A 16014-nucleotide genomic window follows, 5' to 3' on the forward strand; every position below is an offset into this window, starting at 1 on the left:
CCCCCACCGGGCCCCGCGACCAGGGGCCCCGACCCTGGAGAGAACCGTGAAAGGCATCGTCCTGGCCGGAGGCCACGGCACCCGGCTGCACCCGATCACCCTCGGCACGTCCAAGCAGATGCTGCCGGTCTACGACAAGCCGATGATCTACTACCCGCTGTCGGTGCTGATGCTCGCCGGCATCCGCGACATCCAGATCATCTCCTCGCCCGACGACATCGACAACTTCCGCCGTCTGCTCGGCGACGGCGCGCCGCTCGGCATCTCGCTCAGCTACGCGGTCCAGGAGGAACCGCGCGGCCTCGCCGAGGCGTTCCGCATCTCCGCCGACCACATCGGGGACGACTCCGTCGCGCTCGTCCTCGGCGACAACATCTTCCACGGCCCCGGCTTCTCCGCGATCCTCCAGGAGAAGGCCCGGAGCGTCGACGGCTGCGTCCTCTTCGGCTACCCGGTGCGCGACCCCGAGCGCTACGGCGTCGGCGAGGTCGACGCCGACGGGCGGCTAGTCTCCCTGGAGGAGAAGCCCGAGCACCCCCGCTCCGACCTCGCGATCACCGGCCTCTACCTCTACGACAACAGCGTCGTCGACATCGCCAAGAACCTCACGCCCTCCGCGCGCGGCGAACTGGAGATCACCGACGTCAACCGCGAGTACCTCGCGCGGGGCAAGGCCGAACTGGTGTCCCTCGGAAGGGGGTTCGTCTGGCTGGACGCCGGCACGCACGACGCGCTCACCGAGGCCGGCCAGTACGTGCAGATCCTGGAGCACCGCCAGGGCGTACGGCTCGCCTGCCTGGAGGAGGTCGCCTGGCGCATGGGCTTCATCGACCGCGAGGCCTGCCTGCGGCTCGGCGCGCGCCTCGCGAAGTCCCCGTACGGCCAGTACGTCATGGAGATAGCCCGAGCGGGCTGAACCGCACGTGGCGAGACGGACGCCTCTGCTCCCGGTACGCCACACCAGGACGAGCGCTCAGCCGGCCGTGGCGCCGTACCGGGCGAGCAGGCGGGCCCGGCGGGACGGCTGGAGGTTCGCGCGGGTCACGTCGCCGTCGTAGTGGGCGACGACCCGGGGGTCCATGACGCGGCGCCAGAGCGGCGGCACGTACGCGAGGACGATCATCCCCGCGTACCCCGTCGGCATCTCGGGGGCCTCGTCGAAGTGGCGCAGCGACTGGTAGCGCCGGGTGGGGTTGGCGTGGTGGTCGCTGTGCCGCTGGAGGTGGTAGAGGAAGACGTTGGAGGCGACGTTGTCGCTGTTCCAGCTGTGGCGCGGGGCGCAGCGCTCGTACCGCCCGCTCGCGGTCCGCTCCCGCCTGAGGCCGTAGTGCTCGGTGTAGTTGATGACTTCGAGCAGGCAGAAGCCGAAGACCGCCTGGACCGCGAGGTACGGCAGGACCCCGGGCCCGAAGGCGAGCGCCAGCGCCGCGAAGAGGAGGAACGACAGCGCCCAGGAGCCGAGGACCGTGTTCCGCGGGCTCCACACGGACCGGCCCCGGCGGCCGAGCCGCCGCTTCTCCAGGCGCCAGGCCGAGGTGAGGCTGCCGAGGACGGTCCGGGGCAGGAAGCGCCAGAAGCTCTCGCCGAGCCGGGCGCTCGCCGGGTCCTCGGGGGTGGCGACGCGGATGTGGTGGCCGTGGTTGTGCTCGACGTAGAAGTGGCCGTACCAGGTCTGGGCGAGCGCGATCCGGGAGAGCCTGCGCTCCAGGGCCTCCGTCTTGTGCCCCAGCTCGTGGGCGGTGTTGATGGCGATGCCGGCGACCCCGCCGAGGGTGAACGTCAGCCCGATCCGGTCGACGAGGGCGAGGTCGCCCCGGGTGATCAGCCAGCAGCCGAGGACGAGCCCCGCGTACTGCAGGGGGAGGTAGAGGTAGGTGCACCACCGGTAGTAGCGGTCCTTCTCCAGGTGGGCGATCGCGCTGTCCGGCGGGTTGGCGGAGTCCTTGCCGATGAGGTGGTCGACGACCGGGAAGATCACGTACAGGACGAGGATCCCGGTCCACCAGAAGAGCCGGAGCCCGGTGGCGTTCACCAGTCCCCAGGAGAGGAAGGGGAAGGCCGGGATGAGCAGGCCGAGCAGCCAGAGCCAGCGCTTGGGGTCGCGCCAGGCGGCGGGGGCTTCGGGGGAGTCGCTGTGCAGGGCCAAGACCGGCTCCTCGGAGAGGTGGACACTTCACATGCGTTCTGTCCAGTTGATAGACGGATTCAGGGTGAGGTGTCAATGCGCGGGACCGGGGCCGGTGTGCGAAGACGGCGGGGGGACGGTGGATAAAGTGGGGGCACGATGACACGTTTCCGCGAGAGTGTTCGGTCCCTCCTGCGCGAGCAGGTGCTCGACGCCGCCTACCGGCTCGTCGCCGCCGACGGCTGGGGCGTGCTCCGCATGGCCGCCGTCGCACGGGCCGCCGGCATCAGCCGCCAGACGCTCTACAACGAGTTCGGCTCGAAGGAGGCCATCGGCAACGCCCTGGTCCAGCGCGAGCTGGAGGGCTTCCTCCTCGGCATCCAGCGCGAACTCGACGCCCACCGGGGCGAGTTGGAGGCGGCAGCGGCGGCGGGCGTCGGCTACACGCTCCAGCAGGCCGTGGACAACCCCCTCATCAAGAGCGTCCTGCTCGCCGCGCGCGGCGGCGAGGACGACCTCCTCGCCTACCTCACCACGCGCCCGGAACCGGTCTTCGGCACGGCGATGGCGATGCTCGACGCGTACGCGATCGAGGCCTGGCCCGACGTCGACGAGGAGTCCCGCGGCCTCGCCGTCGAGACGATCGTGCGGCTCACCGTCAGCCACATCGTCCAGCCGGTGGCCGCGCCGGAGGAGTCGGCCCGGCGCATCGCCAGGATCACGGCACGGATCGCCTACCCGGGCGGTGCCTGACCCGGCCGTCGGGAACCCGTGGGCGGTGGCGGCCGACTGCCTCGACGCGACACGGAACGTCGGGCCCTGCCATCCCCTGGGGGAGAACCATGAACCGCCGCAACCTGCTCCGCGCCACCACCGCCCTCGGGGCCGCGGGCGCGCTGGGAACCAGCACCGCAGCCCACGCCGCCCCCGCGGCGCCGCCGTCGGCGCGCCGCCCGCTCCGCGTCCACCTCGTGCTCTTCGACGGCGTCGAGGAACTCGACTTCGCCGCCCCCTACGAGGTGCTCTCCGCCGCCGGCTTCTTCTCCGAGCGTCCGGTGGACGTCCGGTACGTCTCCGTCGACGGGCCCGGCACCGTCACCGCCGCCTACGGGACCGAGGTCCGCGTCGACCACCCCTGGGCCCCGCGCGAGGCCGACCTGCTCGTCGTACCGGGCGGCGGCTACGCGCGCCGGGACAGCCCGGGCGTCTGGGCCGAGATCGACCGGGGCGCCCTGCCCCGCGCCCTCGCGGCGGCGGTCCGGCCGGGCCTCACCGTCAGCGCCCTGTGCACCGGCGTCATGCTGCTCTCCGCCGCCGGACTCACCCGGGGCCGCCCCTGCACCACCCACCACAAGGCCCGCCCGGACCTGGAGCGGCAGGGCGGCGTCCTGAAGGGGGCCAGGGTGGTGGACGACGGCGACCTCGTGACCGCCGGGGGTGTCACCTCGGGCCTGGAGCTCGCGCTCTGGCTCGTACGCCGGGAACTCGGCCCCGACGCGGCGAACGGCCTGGAGGCCATGCTCGAGTACGAGGCGAGGGGCACGGTCTGGGTCCGGCCGGACCGGCACTGAACGGACCGGCACTGAACGGACGGGTTCGGGCGGACGCGTCTCTGACGGACGCGGCGAGGCCCGCTGTCGGACACGGGGGATCTCCGACAGCGGGCCTCTGTTGAATATTGTACGAGATCATCCGGGGTGGTTCGCCCCGGCCGGCGGCGGTGGCGAACGGGGGAGGGACGGGGTACATCTCCCCTGAGGCGCGGACACGGCCCCCGGGGCCGGACACCCTCGACCGCGCCCCCCGCGCCGACGAGGAGGCCGCCGTGGAAGGCAGAAGCAAAGGGTTCGTGCAGTCCTTCAACCGTCTCGGCGGGTACGGCTTCGTCGTCCCCGTGGGCTCCGAGGAGCAGGTGTACTTCAGCGCCGAGGACATCGAGAGCGAGGAGCGGACGGTCTCCGAGGGGCAGCAGGTCTCCTTCGTCCTGGTCCTCGGCGACGGCCGCTTCGAGGCGAAGGAGCTGCGCGTCTGACGGCGACGGGCGTCCGGGGTGCGGCGGCCGGCCGGTGGTACTGTGCCGAGGCCAGTCGCACCTTTGTACGCACCTGAACGGGTACGTCCACGGGTCAGGGAATCCGGTGCGAGACCGGAACTGACGCGCAGCGGTGAGGGCGACGGGCGGAGCATCGGCCACTGGGCGGCACGACGGGCCCGGGAAGGCGCTCCGTCCGGCTGACCCCGAGTCCGAAGACCTGCTGGCGGCCCCGGCGGCACGCGGTCGTCCGGGGAGCACCGTACGACAGGCTCCGCGTATGAGCCGTGGACGCAGAGGAAGTCCCCCGTGCCGCTCGCACACCCCGTCCGCTCCGCCGTGCCCGCCCTCACCGGCGTCCTGGTCCTCCTCGCGACGGCGACCGGCTGCGGGCCCTCCGCACCCTCGTCGAAGCCCGCACCGGAGCGCGGCCACCCCGTGACCCTCGACGACAACTGCGGACGGAAGGTCCGCGTCGACCGCGCCCCGCGCCGGGCCGTCGCCCTCGACCAGGGAGCGGCGGAGATCATGCTCTCCCTCGGCCTCGCCGACCGCATGGTGGGCACCGCGACCTGGACGGACCCCGTGCTCAAGGGCCTGGAGGAGGAGAACGCCAAGGTCCCGCGCCTCGCCGACCGCTACCCCTCCTTCGAGAAGGTCCTCGACACCGAACCCGACTTCGCGGCCGCCTCGTTCGCGTACACCCTCGGCAAGGGCGGGGTCGCGCCCCGCGAACGCTTCGAGCAGCTCGGGGTCCCGACGTACCTCTCGCCGACCGACTGCGTCGGCAAGGACAACAGCGGCGACGGCGACGGCGTCCGCACCCGCCCCCTCACCACGGACACGGTCTACGGCGAGATCCGCGACCTGGCCCGGGTGTTCGGGGTCCCCGAGCGCGGCGAGAAGCTCGTCGCCGGGCTGAAGGCCCGGGTGGCGAAGGCCACGGCGGCGGCCGACTTCACCGACGCCACCGTCCTCTACTGGTACTCCGACGCCAAGTCGCCCTACATGGCCGGATGTTGCGGGGCACCCGGGATCGTCACGAACGCCCTCGGGGCGAAGAACGTCTTCGACGACACCCGCGAGGAGTGGCCCCAAATCAACTGGGAGACCGTCGCGGACCGCGACCCGGACGTCCTCGTGATCGGCGATCTGACCCGCCGCGCGCAGTCCGCCGAGAGCGCGGCGAAGAAGATCGAGTTCCTGGAGTCCGACCCCGTCACCCGGAACATGACGGCCGTGAAGCACAAGCGGTACGTCCTGCTCAGCGGCCAGGCGATGAACCCCACCCTCCGCACCGTCGAGGGCGTCGAGAAGGTGGCCGCCGCGCTCCGCTCGTACGGCCTCGCGAAGTGAGGACGACCCGGCGGGAGACCACGGCCGCCACCGTGCCCCTGTGGGCGGCGGCCGGGCTCGCGCTGCTCGGCCTGTCCGTGGCCGTGGCCGTCACCATCGGCCCGGCGGACATCGGCGTCGGCGAGGCCGGTTCCGTGATCGCCGCCCACCTCGGCGGCGGCGCCTCCGGCCTCTCGCCGATCCGCGACGGGATCGTCTGGGACCTGCGGCTGCCCCGTACCCTCCTCGCCGCCGTCTGCGGCGCCGGACTCGCCGTCTGCGGGGCGGTGATGCAGTCGCTCCTGCGCAACCCGCTCGCCGACCCCTTCGTCCTCGGCGTCTCCTCCGGCGCCTCCACCGGCGCGGTCGCGGTCGTCGTCCTCGGCATCGGCGGCGGGGTCCTCTCCGTCACCGGCGGGGCGTTCCTGGGGGCGGTGGTCTCCTTCGCGCTCGTCCTGCTGCTCAGCCACACCCTCGGCGGCTCCACGGACCGGGTCGTCCTCGCGGGCGTCGCCGCGATGCAGCTCTTCTCCGCCCTCACCTCCTTCGTCGTCATGACCGCCGCCGACGCCGAGACCACCCGGGGCGTCCTCTTCTGGCTGCTCGGCTCGCTCGCCGGGGCCGGCTGGAGCGACGTGTGGCTGTGCCTCGGCGTCCTCGCGGCCGCCCTGCTGGTCTGCGGCGGGTACGCGAGGACCCTGGACGCCTTCGCCTTCGGCGAGGAGGCCGCCGCCTCGCTCGGCATCGCCGTCGCCCGGACCCGGCTCGTCCTGCTGTGCGTCACCGCGCTCCTGACGGCCGCCCTGGTCTCCGCCGCCGGGGCGATCGGCTTCGTCGGCCTCGTCCTGCCGCACGCCGCCCGCGCGCTCGCGGGTCCCGGGCACGCCCGGCTCCTGCCGGTCACCGCCCTTGCCGGAGCGGTGTTCCTCGTGTGGGCCGACACGCTCGCGCGTACGGTCCTCGACCCGCAGGAGGTGCCGGTGGGCGTGGTGACCTCGCTGATCGGCGTCCCGGCCTTCGTCCTCGTCCTGTACCGCACCAGGAGCGCGCGATGACCACCACCGCCGGCTCTTCGGGCGCCGGGCTCCACGCCGACCGGGTCTCGCGCACGGCCGGGGACACCCTCGTCCTCGACGGGGTCAGCGTCTCCCTCGCCCCGGGCACCGTCACCGGGCTTCTCGGGCCCAACGGCTCGGGCAAGTCCACCCTGTTGCGCCTCCTCGCCGGCGTCCTCGCCCCCGACTCGGGGGTCGTCACCCTCGACGGCGAACCGCTCGGCGGGCTCGGCCGCCGCACCGTCGCCCGGCGCCTCGCCACGGTCGAGCAGCAGGCCGACACCCAGACCGACCTGACCGTCGCCGATGTCGTACGCCTCGGCCGCATCCCGCACCGCAGGGCCTGGACCCCGCCCTCGGCCGCCGACGAGACCGCCGTCCGCACCGCCCTCGAACGGACCGGGCTCACCGATCGCGCCCGGCAGCCCTGGCGCACCCTCTCCGGCGGCGAACGCCAGCGCGTCCAGATCGCCCGCGCCCTCGCCCAGGAACCGCGCGAACTCCTCCTCGACGAACCCACCAACCACCTCGACATCCAGCACCAGCTCGACCTCCTCGCCCTCGTCTCCGGCCTCCGCCTCACCGCCGTCGTCGCCCTGCACGACCTCAACCTCGCGGCGATGTACTGCGACCGGCTCGTGGTCCTCGCCCGGGGCCGGGTGGTGGCGAGCGGCCCACCGGACGAGGTCCTCACCGAGGAGCTCATCGCCGAGGTGTACGGGGTCCGCAGCGCCGTGACCCGGCCGGGACCCGACGGGCGCCCCCACATCCGCTTCCTGGGTACGGTGGGTCCATGCCCGAGCCCGTAGACCCCGCAGCCGCTCCCTCCCGTCCGCACGACCGGACCCCGGGACCGCGTGAACTCGCGGCGGCGGCCGAGGTGTTCGGTCTGCTCTCCGACCCCACCCGGCTCCATCTGTTGTGGGTGCTCACCCGGGGCGAGGCCGACGTCACCGCCCTCACCGAGGCGTGCGGGGCCGCGCGGCCCGCCGTCAGTCAGCACCTCGCCAAGCTGCGCCTCGGCGGGCTCGTCACGAGCCGCAAGGACGGCCGCCGGGTCGTGTACGCGATGCCGGACGGGCATCTGAAGCGCCTGGTCGTCGAGGCGATCAGCCGGGCGGACCACCAGGTGACGGGCGAGCCCTGGCACGACTGACGTGAACATGTGCGCACGCGTGCACATATCGGCTACGGTGGAGGCGTCGCACCGACCAGCCGTCCGCCGTCGCCGACCGGGGGCGCCCCCATGCTGTCCGTCCTGCGCAACCGCACCTACCGACGCCTCTTCGGCGCGCAGGTCGTCGCCCTCGCGGGCACCGGCCTCGCCACCGTGGCGCTCAGCCTCCTCGCGTACGACCTGGCCGGGGCGGACGCCGCCGCCGTGCTCGGCACCGCCCTCGCCCTCAAGATGGCCGCGTACGTGACGATCGCCCCGCTCGCGGGCGCCCTCGCCGACCGCGTGCCCCGGCGCACCCTGCTCGTCGCGATGGACCTGGCGCGGGCGACGGTCGTGCTCGCCCTGCCCTTCGTCACACAGGTCTGGCAGGTGTACGTCCTGATCCTCCTGCTCCAGGCCGCCTCCGCCGCCTTCACCCCGGCCTTCCAGGCCACGATCCCGCAGGTGCTCCCGGAGGAAGGCGCCTACACGGACGCCCTCTCCCTCTCCCGGCTCGCCTACGACCTGGAGAGCCTGGTCAGTCCCGTCCTGGCCGCCGCACTGCTCACGATCGTCCCGTACGCCTGGCTCTTCACCGGCACGGCCCTCGGCTTCCTGGCCTCGGCCCTCCTCGTCAGGACGACCACCCTGCCCGCGCCGCCGGAGCCCGAGGCGGACGGTCCGCGCCGGCTCTACGCCAAGGTCGCCTACGGCGTCCGGCTGTTGCTCGCCACCCCACGGCTGCGGGCCCTCCTCGCCCTCGACCTCGCCGTCGCGGCGGCCGGGGCCGTGGTGCTCGTCGACACCGTGCTCCTGGTCCGCGACACCCTCGGCCGCCCCGCCGGTGACGTCCCCCTCGCGCTCGGCGCCTACGGGGCCGGGTCCATGGCCGTGGCGCTGCTGCTGCCGCGCGTCCTGCGCCGGGCGGACGACCGCGCCGTCATGGTGCGGGCGGCCTTCGTCCTGCCCGGGGCCCTCGTGCTCCTCGCCCTCGGGCTCACCGCCGCGCCCGGCGCCTGGTCCTGGCCCGCGCTGCTCGCGGTCTGGCTGCTCGTCGGCGCCGCCGGGTCCGCCGTCCTCACCCCCGGCGGCCGGGTGGTGCGCCGCTCGGCCGCCGGGGACGACCTGCCGGCCGCCTTCGCGGCCCGGTTCTCCCTCTCGCACGCCTGCTGGCTGCTCGCCTACCCGCTCGCCGGCGGGCTCGCCGCCTGGGCGGGGCCCGCCGTCTCGGCGGCCGTGCTCGCCGCGCTCGCCCTCCTCGGGGCCGTGGGCGCGGCGTGCCTCTGGCCCCGCGAGGACCCGGCCGAGCTGGAGCACGCCCACCCCGAACTCCCGGCCGGCCACCCGCATCTGGCCGGGGCGGGGACGGGGGCCGGGGCGGGGGCCGGGGCAGGGGTCGGGGCCGGGGGTCGGCACGCGCACGCGTACCACATCGACACGCTGCACCGGCGGTGGCCGTCGGCGCCGGGCCGGGAGTCCGGGAGGGAGTCCGGGCGGGAGTCCGGGCGGGAGTCCGGGCGTGCGACCGGTCGTGCGGCCGGACGTCTGTCCGGCCGTGTGTCCGGTCGTGCTTCCGGTCAGCGCGGGAGTCGCATCTCCAGGCCGTCCAGGACGACGTCGAGGCCGTAGGCGAACTTCGCGTCCCGCGTGGCGACCGGGTCGACCGCCGCGTGGGTGGCGGCCTCGGCGTACGACTCGGCGAGGTGGTCGTGGTCGGCGGCCGCCTGCTGGGCGGCGGGCATGAGACGGGCGATGAACCCGGCCTCGGTCTCCCCGGAGCGGGCGACCGTGGTGAGCCAGGCGGCCTCCGTGGTGCTCATGCCGATGACGTACGACAGGAGCGTGTCGATCGCCCGGCTCGGCTCGGGGAACCCGGCGGCCGTGAACAGGGCGGCGAGCCGCTCCGAGTACGACATCAGGTTGGGGCCCAGATAGGCGAGCCCCGCCTGCCCGAGGGTCGACGACAGCCAGGGGTGGCGCAGGGCCGTCGCGCGGAAGGACTCGGCGGCCTCGGTGGCGGCGGCCCGCCAGGGGCTGCCCGCGGGCGGGACGGTGAGCTCGCCGGCGACCTCGTCCACGGCGAGCTCCATCAGCTCGTCCTTGGTGGCGACGTGGCGGTACAGCGAGGTGGCCCCGGCGTTCAGGCGGGCGCCGAGCTTGCGCATGCTGAGCGCCTCGATGCCGTCGGCGTCCAGCATGACGACGGCCTCGCGGACGATCGCGGCCCGGCTGAGCGCGGGCTGGTCGGGGGCGGCCTGCTCGCGGGCCCACACGGACGGGACGGGGTTCGCCTTGGCGGCCATGGTCCTCCTTCACTGCGACGAGCACGGCGTACGGCGTGCGCATTCAGCGTACAGGTCTCCGGGGTTGCGAACACTGTGCGCAGCTGCGTACAGTGTTCGCAACGAAGGGCGCTCCGAGGGGAGCGAACGAAACCCGAGGGGGAACTCCCGATGGAAACCCGCAACCCACGCCGCTGGTGGATCCTGGTCGTGCTGTGCCTCAGCACCCTGGTCCTGGTCGTCGACAGCATGGCGCTCACCGTCGCCGTCCCGTCCATGACCGCGGACATCGGCGCGAGCGCCCAGGACATCCAGTGGATCCTGGACTCCTACATCCTGGTCTTCGCGGGACTCCTGCTCACCTCGGGCAGCCTCGGTGACCGCTTCGGCCGCCGGAAGGTCATGGTCGTGGGCCTGCTGCTGTTCGGCGCGGCCTCACTGGCCGCGACGGTCTGCACCAGCCCCGGCGAGGTCATCGCCGCCCGCATCACCATGGGCGTCGGCGGCGCGCTGATCATGCCCTCGACGCTCTCCATCCTCATCACCGTCTTCGACGAGGACGAGCGGCCCCGTGCCATGGCCGCCTGGGGTTCCGTGTCCATGCTCGGCCTCGTCGGCAGCCCCGTCCTCGGCGGCGTCCTGATCGACCACTTCTCCTGGCACTCGATCTTCTTCATCAACGTCCCGGTCGTCGCCCTCGCCGTCCTCGCCGCCCTCACCCTGATGCCCGAGTCCAAGGGCCCCTGGCAGAAGCCCGACCCGCTCGGCGCGATCCTCTCCGTCGTCGGCATGACCGCCCTGATCTGGTGGATCATCGAGATCCCGCAGCACGGCGCCTTCGAGGGCCGCTCGCTCCTCACCCTGGCCGTCGCGGTCGTCGCCCTCGCCGGGTTCGTGATCTGGGAGAACGTCACCCCCGAGCCGATGGTGCCGCTGGTCCTCTTCAAGCACCGCAACTTCAGCGGCGGTTCGCTCTCGCTGACCCTCGTCCAGATCGGCAACGGCGGACTGCTCCTCGTCCTCACCCAGTACCTGCAGTTCGTCCTCGGCTACTCGCCCGTCAAGGCCGGTCTCGCCTTCGTCCCGCTCGCCGTCGCCGCCCTCATCGGCAACGGCGCCGGCGCCGGCCTCGCCGCCAAGATCGGCAACCGGCTCCTGATCCTCGCCGGCATGCTCGTCATGGCCGCCTCCTTCGCCCTGCTCACCACCGTCGACGCCCACTCCGGCTTCACCGTCCCGGCCATCGCCCTCGGCCTGCTCGGCCTCGGCGCCGGCCTCGCGATGCCGGCCGCCGTCGGCGCGCTGATGAGCACCATCCCCGCGGAGAAGGCCGGCGTCGGCTCCGCCCTCAACGACACCATCCAGCAGGCCGGCACCGCCCTCGGCATCGCCATCCTCGGCTCGCTCCTCACCAGCACCTACTCCTCCGAGATGCCGGCCGACGCCCCCGAGCAGGCCAAGCAGTCCATCGGCGGCGCCCTGGCCGCCGCCCAGGGCGACACCGGACTGATCACCGCCGCCCGGGACGCCTTCACCTCCTCGATGTCCACCACCTTCACCATCAGCGCCATCGGAGTCCTCGCGGCGGCCGTCCTCGCCACGCTGGTCATGCGGGACACCAAGTCCGCCGCCGGCGCCGACGAGAAGGGCGAGACCGACGAGACCGACAAGACCGACAAGACCGGGGAGGCCGAGGGGAAGGAACTCGTCGCCTGACCCCCGGCCCCCACGGAAGAGCCGGTACCCCCAGGGGTGCCGGCTCTTCCGTCTGCCCCGGCACGGCCGAGGCGGTCGCTCAGTTCATCGCGGCCGTGCCGGCCGCGAGCGACCCGCCCGCGATCACCTGATCCGTCGTCAGGAGCGTGATGAGGGACGCTCGGGCACGGGCGACCCGGGACCGTATCGTGCCGACCGGACAGCCGGCCGTCTCGGCGGCCTCCGCGTAGGAGAGACCCAGGAGTTGGGTCAGCACGAAGGCCTCCCGGCGTTCCTCCGGGATCTCCCCCAGGAGCTCCGCGAGCGCGATGCCGTCCTCGAAGCCGGGGAGCCCGCGGGGCTGCGCCCGCTCGGCCGCCGCCTGCCAGTCGTCCTGGTCCGACAGCCTGGGCCGGGCCGCGGCGCGCCGCAGACTGTCCACGACCGTGCGGCGGGCGATGGAGAGCAGCCAGGTGCGGGCGGAGGAGCGCCCCTCGAAACGGGGGAGCGCGGTGAGCGCCCGCAGGAAGACCTCCTGGGTGAGGTCGTCGGCCGCCTGCCGGTCGGCGCTGAGGTACGCCACGTACCGCCAGACGTCCCGGTGCAGCGCGCGCACGAACTGATCGGCGTGCGAACGCCCGCCGTCCCGGGCGGCCAGGGCGAGGCGGGTGGTCGCCGCGTCGCTCTCGGCCGAGGGCGCGGTGCGCGGGGAGCTTGGGCGCGGGGAGCCTGTGCGCGAGGAGCTTGCACGCGGGGAGCTTGTGCGCGCATTCACAAGGGTGAGGGGGGCAGAGGTGGTCTGGGCAGGAGTCATCGCCGCATGTCCTTACGGGCAAGAGGGGTCCGGCGCGCCGATCGGGCGCCGCCGCTGAGTCGTACGGCCTGCCGATGGGCAGGCCGATGCCCGGGGCGAGGAACGGGTCCGTCGCCCCCGGGGATCCGGCTGTCAGAAGACAGCGATCGCCCGAGGAGGCCCTCTGGTGAGCAGCGCGCGTGCGAGGAGGAGACGCCGGGGGAGCCGCCCGTCACCGGTCCGCGCGCGCCGGACCCGAGGCCGGTCCACGGCCACGGGCAGCACCGCGAGGAGCAGCCGCAGGGGCCGGAAGAGCCGGGCGGGCGCGGCGCGCAGCAGACGGAACGCGGCCCGCTCGCCGTACGCGAGCCAGAGGCCGCTGAGCAGCGCGGCGAGAAGGTGGGCGGCGAGCATGCCGGCCGAGGAGGTCATGTCCGTTATGTCGTGCCCGGAGGGCATGGCGGTGGACGGCGCGACGGTGGACGACATGGCCGCCATGTGGCCCATGGAGGCATGACCCATGGCCATGTGATCCATCGCCATATGACCCATGGCGGCGTGGTCCATGACCGAGGGGTTCATGCCCGAGTGGCCCATGGCCGAGTGATTCATGGCCAGGTGAGCCATGGCGGGCTGACGCGTCCCGGGCGCGGCGACGGACGTCTGCGACCACGAGAAGGCGAGGTGCAGTACGGACTGGAAGGCGACGGCGGCCGAGGTCACGGCCAGAAGTCCGCGCTCCCGCCCGCCCAGGAGCCACGCGCCCACCGCCGTACCGACGAGGGCCGCACCGAGCGTCCTGCCGGGCACGGCCTGGCCCGACATGAGGATGTGGCCGGTGGCCGCGAGCAGCACGCAGACGGCCGCGAACATCGCGGCGCGCACGGAGCGGGAGCATCGGCCTGGTGTCATGGCGGGCCCATCCTCGCACCCCGTTCCGTACGTCCCACAAGAGCGCCCCGGGAACTCCCGCGCCGTCCCGGCCGACTTCTCCGGTCGACGGCCGACGCGTCCGGGCCTCGACCGTCGCCGGAAGGGGAGACGTGTGAGGCTGGAGAGGACGGCGGCGGAGGCTCCGCCCGAGCGCGGACGCGGCACGCCCCGGGGACTGACCGCGCTGCTCACGACCGCCATGGCGTTCTCGATGATGCAGCTGTTCCTGCTGGGCGCGCTCGGTCCTCGGCTCGTCGAACGACTCGGCGTCTCGGAGACGGAGCTGGGCCTGACGACGACCGTCGGGTTCGGCACGGCGGCCGTGCTCTCGCCCCTCGGCGGCCGGATCGTCGACCGGGCCGGCCCGCGACGCTCCCTGGTCGCCCTGCTCGTGCTCTCGGCGGCGGCCCTCGGACTCGTCTGCGCGGCCCCGGGCCCCGGCCTGCTGCTCGCCGCCGCCACGCTCGGCGGTGTGCCGCAGGCGCTCGCCAACCCGGCGACGAACAAGGCGATCCTGGCCGCGGTGCCCGCCGCCCGGCGGGGTGCGGTGACGGGGACGAAGCAGTCCGGCGTGCAGCTGGGGGCCTTCGCCGCCGGCCTGCCCCTCGCGACGGCCGCAGGCCTCGTCGGCTGGCGGGGCGCGGTCGGGGTGGCGGCGGGCGGGGCACTCCTGGCGGCGGTGTGGGCGTGGCGATCGCTGCCGGACGGCAGGCGTACGAGTACGGACGCGGGCACGGGTACGAGTACGGGCACGGCCGGGGGCCCGAGTGCAGGCGCGGGCGCGGGCGCGAGTACAGGAACGGGCGCTGGCGCGGGCGCGGGTACGACTGCGGGCGCGGGCACGGGCACGGGTACACGGACGAGTGCGGGCGCGCGTACAGGTGTGGCCGACGGGGCCGGGGCCGGCGCGGCCCACGTGGTGTGGCTGACGGGGTTCTCGCTCTTCCTCGGCGCGGGGATCGCGTCCGTGAACACGTACCTCGTGCTCTTCGGCGTCCAGCGCCTCGGCATGGGCCCGGCGGTGGCGGGCGCGCTGCTCGCCGTCCTCGGCGTGGCCGGCATCGCGGGCCGGATCGGGTGGTCGCGGGTGGCCGCGCCCGGTCGTGCCGAGTGGCTGCCGGGAGGGCTCGCGGCCGGTGCGGTGGGCGCGGCGGGGCTCCTGGTCGCCGCCCCGTACGCGGAACCGCTGGTCTGGGCGGCCGCGGTGGCGGTGGGCGTGTTCGCGGTGTCCGGCAACGCCGTCTCGATGGTCCTGGTCCTCCAGCGTTCCGCGCCGCGCCGGGCGGGCCGGGACTCGGCGCGGGTGGCCGCCGGATTCTTCGCCGGGTTCGCCCTGGGGCCGCCGTTGTTCGGGCGACTCGCGGAGAGCGGCCGGTACGGGACGGGCTGGGGCCTGGTGGCCGCGGAGTTCGCCGTGGCCGGGGCGGTCGCGCTGGTCTGGGCGGTCAGGGACGGCCGGAGCAGTCATGGCTGAACGGCACTGGGCGGACGAGGCGTTGGCGACGGTGCTCCGCCGGGTCGGGGAGACGGCACGACAGGTGGGGGAGCGCTTCCCGTTGTACGCGGATCCCGGCGACGGACGCTGGACCACGACCGGCCGGGGCTCGTGGGCCGGAGGGTTCTGGGCCGGGCTGCTGTGGCTGCGGGCCCGCCACACGGGCACGTCCGCCGACCGCACGGCGGCGGCCGTCTGCACGGCCCGGCTGGCGCCCTGGGCGGAGGCGGACACCGCGACCAGGGGCCTGATCCTCTGGTACGGAACGGCACTCGGCGACGACACGGACGCCGGACTCCTGCGTACGCGGGCGGCCCGGTCGGCCCTCGCCGCGTACGACCCGGCCCTCGGGCTCGTCCCCTGGGGAGCGGCCCTCGGCGGCCCGCGGCAGCGCGCCCGCGCGGACGGCGTCCCCGGCCTGGTCCCGCTGCTCGCCTCCGCCGGCCCCGAGGGGGAAGCGGCGGCGGCCGGCCACCTCCACCGCCACCTGGACCTGTGCCTGGGCGGCGAGGGCGCCGAACGCCCCGTCCCGGCATGGGAGTTCACGACGGGCTCCGGCTGGCAGACGTCTCCTGAGCCGGAGGCGGGCTGGACGAGGGGCGAGGCGTGGCTGCTCCTGGCGGTCGCCGACGCGCTGCTCCGCGCGGGGAAGGAGGTCTGGCGACCGGAGCGATTGCGCGAGGCGGTCGAACTACTCGTAGGGGAAGGTGAGTTCCTGTCGGGCCCTCTGGTCCCGCCCGCCCGCGTCCACCACCCGGACGGTCCCGTCGACACCTCGGCCGCGGCGATCGGCGCGGTCGCCCTGCTGAAGCTGGGGCTGCTGCCCGTACCGGAAGCCGCCGCGTACCGCAGGCGCGCCGAGGACGTCCTCCGCCACCTGACCACGACCCACCTCACCCCGGACGGGACGCTGCGGGACGGCTGCTACGACGCGGCCTCGGACACGGCCGTCCGTCACGCCCTCGTCTGGGGCGACTTCTTCCTGGCCCTCGGCCTCGCCGCCCTGCGCGGCCACGTCGACCTCAGGGAGGTGTAGACCCGGCAGGGGGGCCGTCCGCACCTTGCCGGGATCCGGCATGACGGACGCCCGCGGACCCCGGCTAGCGTGCCCGC

At 74.3% G+C, this 16014-nt stretch carries 16 protein-coding genes and 1 riboswitch; of the genes, 12 read left to right on the forward strand and 4 right to left on the reverse strand.

Annotation, left to right across the window (positions count from 1 at the left end):
- The first annotated feature begins 46 nt into the window (after positions 1–46).
- Positions 47–916, forward strand: a complete 870-nt coding sequence (rfbA, locus tag ACWGN5_RS24215) for a glucose-1-phosphate thymidylyltransferase RfbA (RefSeq protein WP_453518623.1) — start codon at positions 47–49, stop codon at positions 914–916.
- 57 nt (positions 917–973) lie between these two features.
- Here the strand turns inward: rfbA and ACWGN5_RS24220 are convergent, their stop codons facing one another.
- The gene (locus tag ACWGN5_RS24220; RefSeq protein WP_453518626.1) at positions 974–2146 is read right to left on the reverse strand and encodes an alkane 1-monooxygenase; all 1173 of its coding nucleotides are present in this window, start codon (positions 2144–2146) and stop codon (positions 974–976) included.
- Between the two features lie 138 nt (positions 2147–2284).
- Between ACWGN5_RS24220 and ACWGN5_RS24225 the strand changes: the two genes are divergently transcribed.
- The 8 genes from ACWGN5_RS24225 to ACWGN5_RS24260 all read left to right on the forward strand — a co-directional run bounded on the left by ACWGN5_RS24225 (position 2285) and on the right by ACWGN5_RS24260 (position 9332).
- Positions 2285–2878 carry a TetR family transcriptional regulator gene (locus ACWGN5_RS24225; RefSeq protein WP_453518627.1) on the forward strand — a complete coding sequence of 198 codons (594 nt, stop codon included), beginning with the start codon at positions 2285–2287 and terminating at the stop codon, positions 2876–2878.
- A gap of 89 nt (positions 2879–2967) precedes the next feature.
- Positions 2968–3696: a DJ-1/PfpI family protein gene (locus ACWGN5_RS24230; RefSeq protein WP_453518629.1), complete on the forward strand. Its 729-nt coding sequence runs from the start codon at positions 2968–2970 to the stop codon at positions 3694–3696.
- A gap of 254 nt (positions 3697–3950) precedes the next feature.
- Positions 3951–4157, forward strand: a complete 207-nt coding sequence (locus tag ACWGN5_RS24235) for a cold-shock protein (protein WP_369147322.1) — start codon at positions 3951–3953, stop codon at positions 4155–4157.
- Positions 4158–4207: 50 nt separating this feature from the next.
- Positions 4208–4385: riboswitch (cobalamin riboswitch) on the forward strand.
- 81 nt (positions 4386–4466) lie between these two features.
- Positions 4467–5513: an ABC transporter substrate-binding protein gene (locus tag ACWGN5_RS24240; RefSeq protein ID WP_453518631.1), complete on the forward strand. Its 1047-nt coding sequence runs from the start codon at positions 4467–4469 to the stop codon at positions 5511–5513.
- The gene (locus ACWGN5_RS24245) at positions 5510–6547 is read left to right on the forward strand and encodes a FecCD family ABC transporter permease (RefSeq protein ID WP_453518634.1); all 1038 of its coding nucleotides are present in this window, start codon (positions 5510–5512) and stop codon (positions 6545–6547) included. The genes ACWGN5_RS24240 and ACWGN5_RS24245 overlap by 4 nt, the downstream gene beginning before the upstream one ends.
- On the forward strand, positions 6544–7356 hold the full coding sequence (locus ACWGN5_RS24250; RefSeq protein ID WP_453518636.1) for an ABC transporter ATP-binding protein: 813 nt from the start codon (positions 6544–6546) through the stop codon (positions 7354–7356). Before ACWGN5_RS24245 ends, ACWGN5_RS24250 begins: the two co-directional genes overlap by 4 nt.
- Positions 7341–7703: an ArsR/SmtB family transcription factor gene (locus ACWGN5_RS24255; protein WP_453518639.1), complete on the forward strand. Its 363-nt coding sequence runs from the start codon at positions 7341–7343 to the stop codon at positions 7701–7703. Before ACWGN5_RS24250 ends, ACWGN5_RS24255 begins: the two co-directional genes overlap by 16 nt.
- 90 nt (positions 7704–7793) lie before the next feature.
- Positions 7794–9332 (forward strand): MFS transporter, encoded by a 1539-nt coding sequence (locus ACWGN5_RS24260; protein ID WP_453518642.1) that lies wholly within the window; start codon positions 7794–7796, stop codon positions 9330–9332.
- On the opposite strand, the gene ACWGN5_RS24265 is transcribed toward ACWGN5_RS24260, so the two are convergent.
- Positions 9281–10006 (reverse strand): TetR/AcrR family transcriptional regulator C-terminal domain-containing protein, encoded by a 726-nt coding sequence (locus tag ACWGN5_RS24265; RefSeq protein ID WP_453518644.1) that lies wholly within the window; start codon positions 10004–10006, stop codon positions 9281–9283. The genes ACWGN5_RS24260 and ACWGN5_RS24265 overlap by 52 nt on opposite strands.
- 150 nt (positions 10007–10156) lie before the next feature.
- Between ACWGN5_RS24265 and ACWGN5_RS24270 the strand changes: the two genes are divergently transcribed.
- On the forward strand, positions 10157–11701 hold the full coding sequence (locus ACWGN5_RS24270; RefSeq protein ID WP_453518646.1) for an MFS transporter: 1545 nt from the start codon (positions 10157–10159) through the stop codon (positions 11699–11701).
- A gap of 79 nt (positions 11702–11780) precedes the next feature.
- Here the strand turns inward: ACWGN5_RS24270 and ACWGN5_RS24275 are convergent, their stop codons facing one another.
- Positions 11781–12494 (reverse strand): sigma-70 family RNA polymerase sigma factor, encoded by a 714-nt coding sequence (locus ACWGN5_RS24275; protein WP_453518648.1) that lies wholly within the window; start codon positions 12492–12494, stop codon positions 11781–11783.
- Positions 12495–12626: 132 nt separating this feature from the next.
- The gene (locus ACWGN5_RS24280) at positions 12627–13385 is read right to left on the reverse strand and encodes a hypothetical protein (protein WP_453518649.1); all 759 of its coding nucleotides are present in this window, start codon (positions 13383–13385) and stop codon (positions 12627–12629) included.
- Between the two features lie 220 nt (positions 13386–13605).
- Between ACWGN5_RS24280 and ACWGN5_RS24285 the strand changes: the two genes are divergently transcribed.
- Positions 13606–14880 (forward strand): MFS transporter, encoded by a 1275-nt coding sequence (locus tag ACWGN5_RS24285; protein ID WP_453518730.1) that lies wholly within the window; start codon positions 13606–13608, stop codon positions 14878–14880.
- The gene (locus ACWGN5_RS24290; RefSeq protein ID WP_453518652.1) at positions 14873–15937 is read left to right on the forward strand and encodes a sugar ABC transporter permease; all 1065 of its coding nucleotides are present in this window, start codon (positions 14873–14875) and stop codon (positions 15935–15937) included. Before ACWGN5_RS24285 ends, ACWGN5_RS24290 begins: the two co-directional genes overlap by 8 nt.
- The last annotated feature ends 77 nt before the right edge of the window (positions 15938–16014 follow it).

This window comes from Streptomyces sp. NPDC055815 (assembly GCF_053616475.1).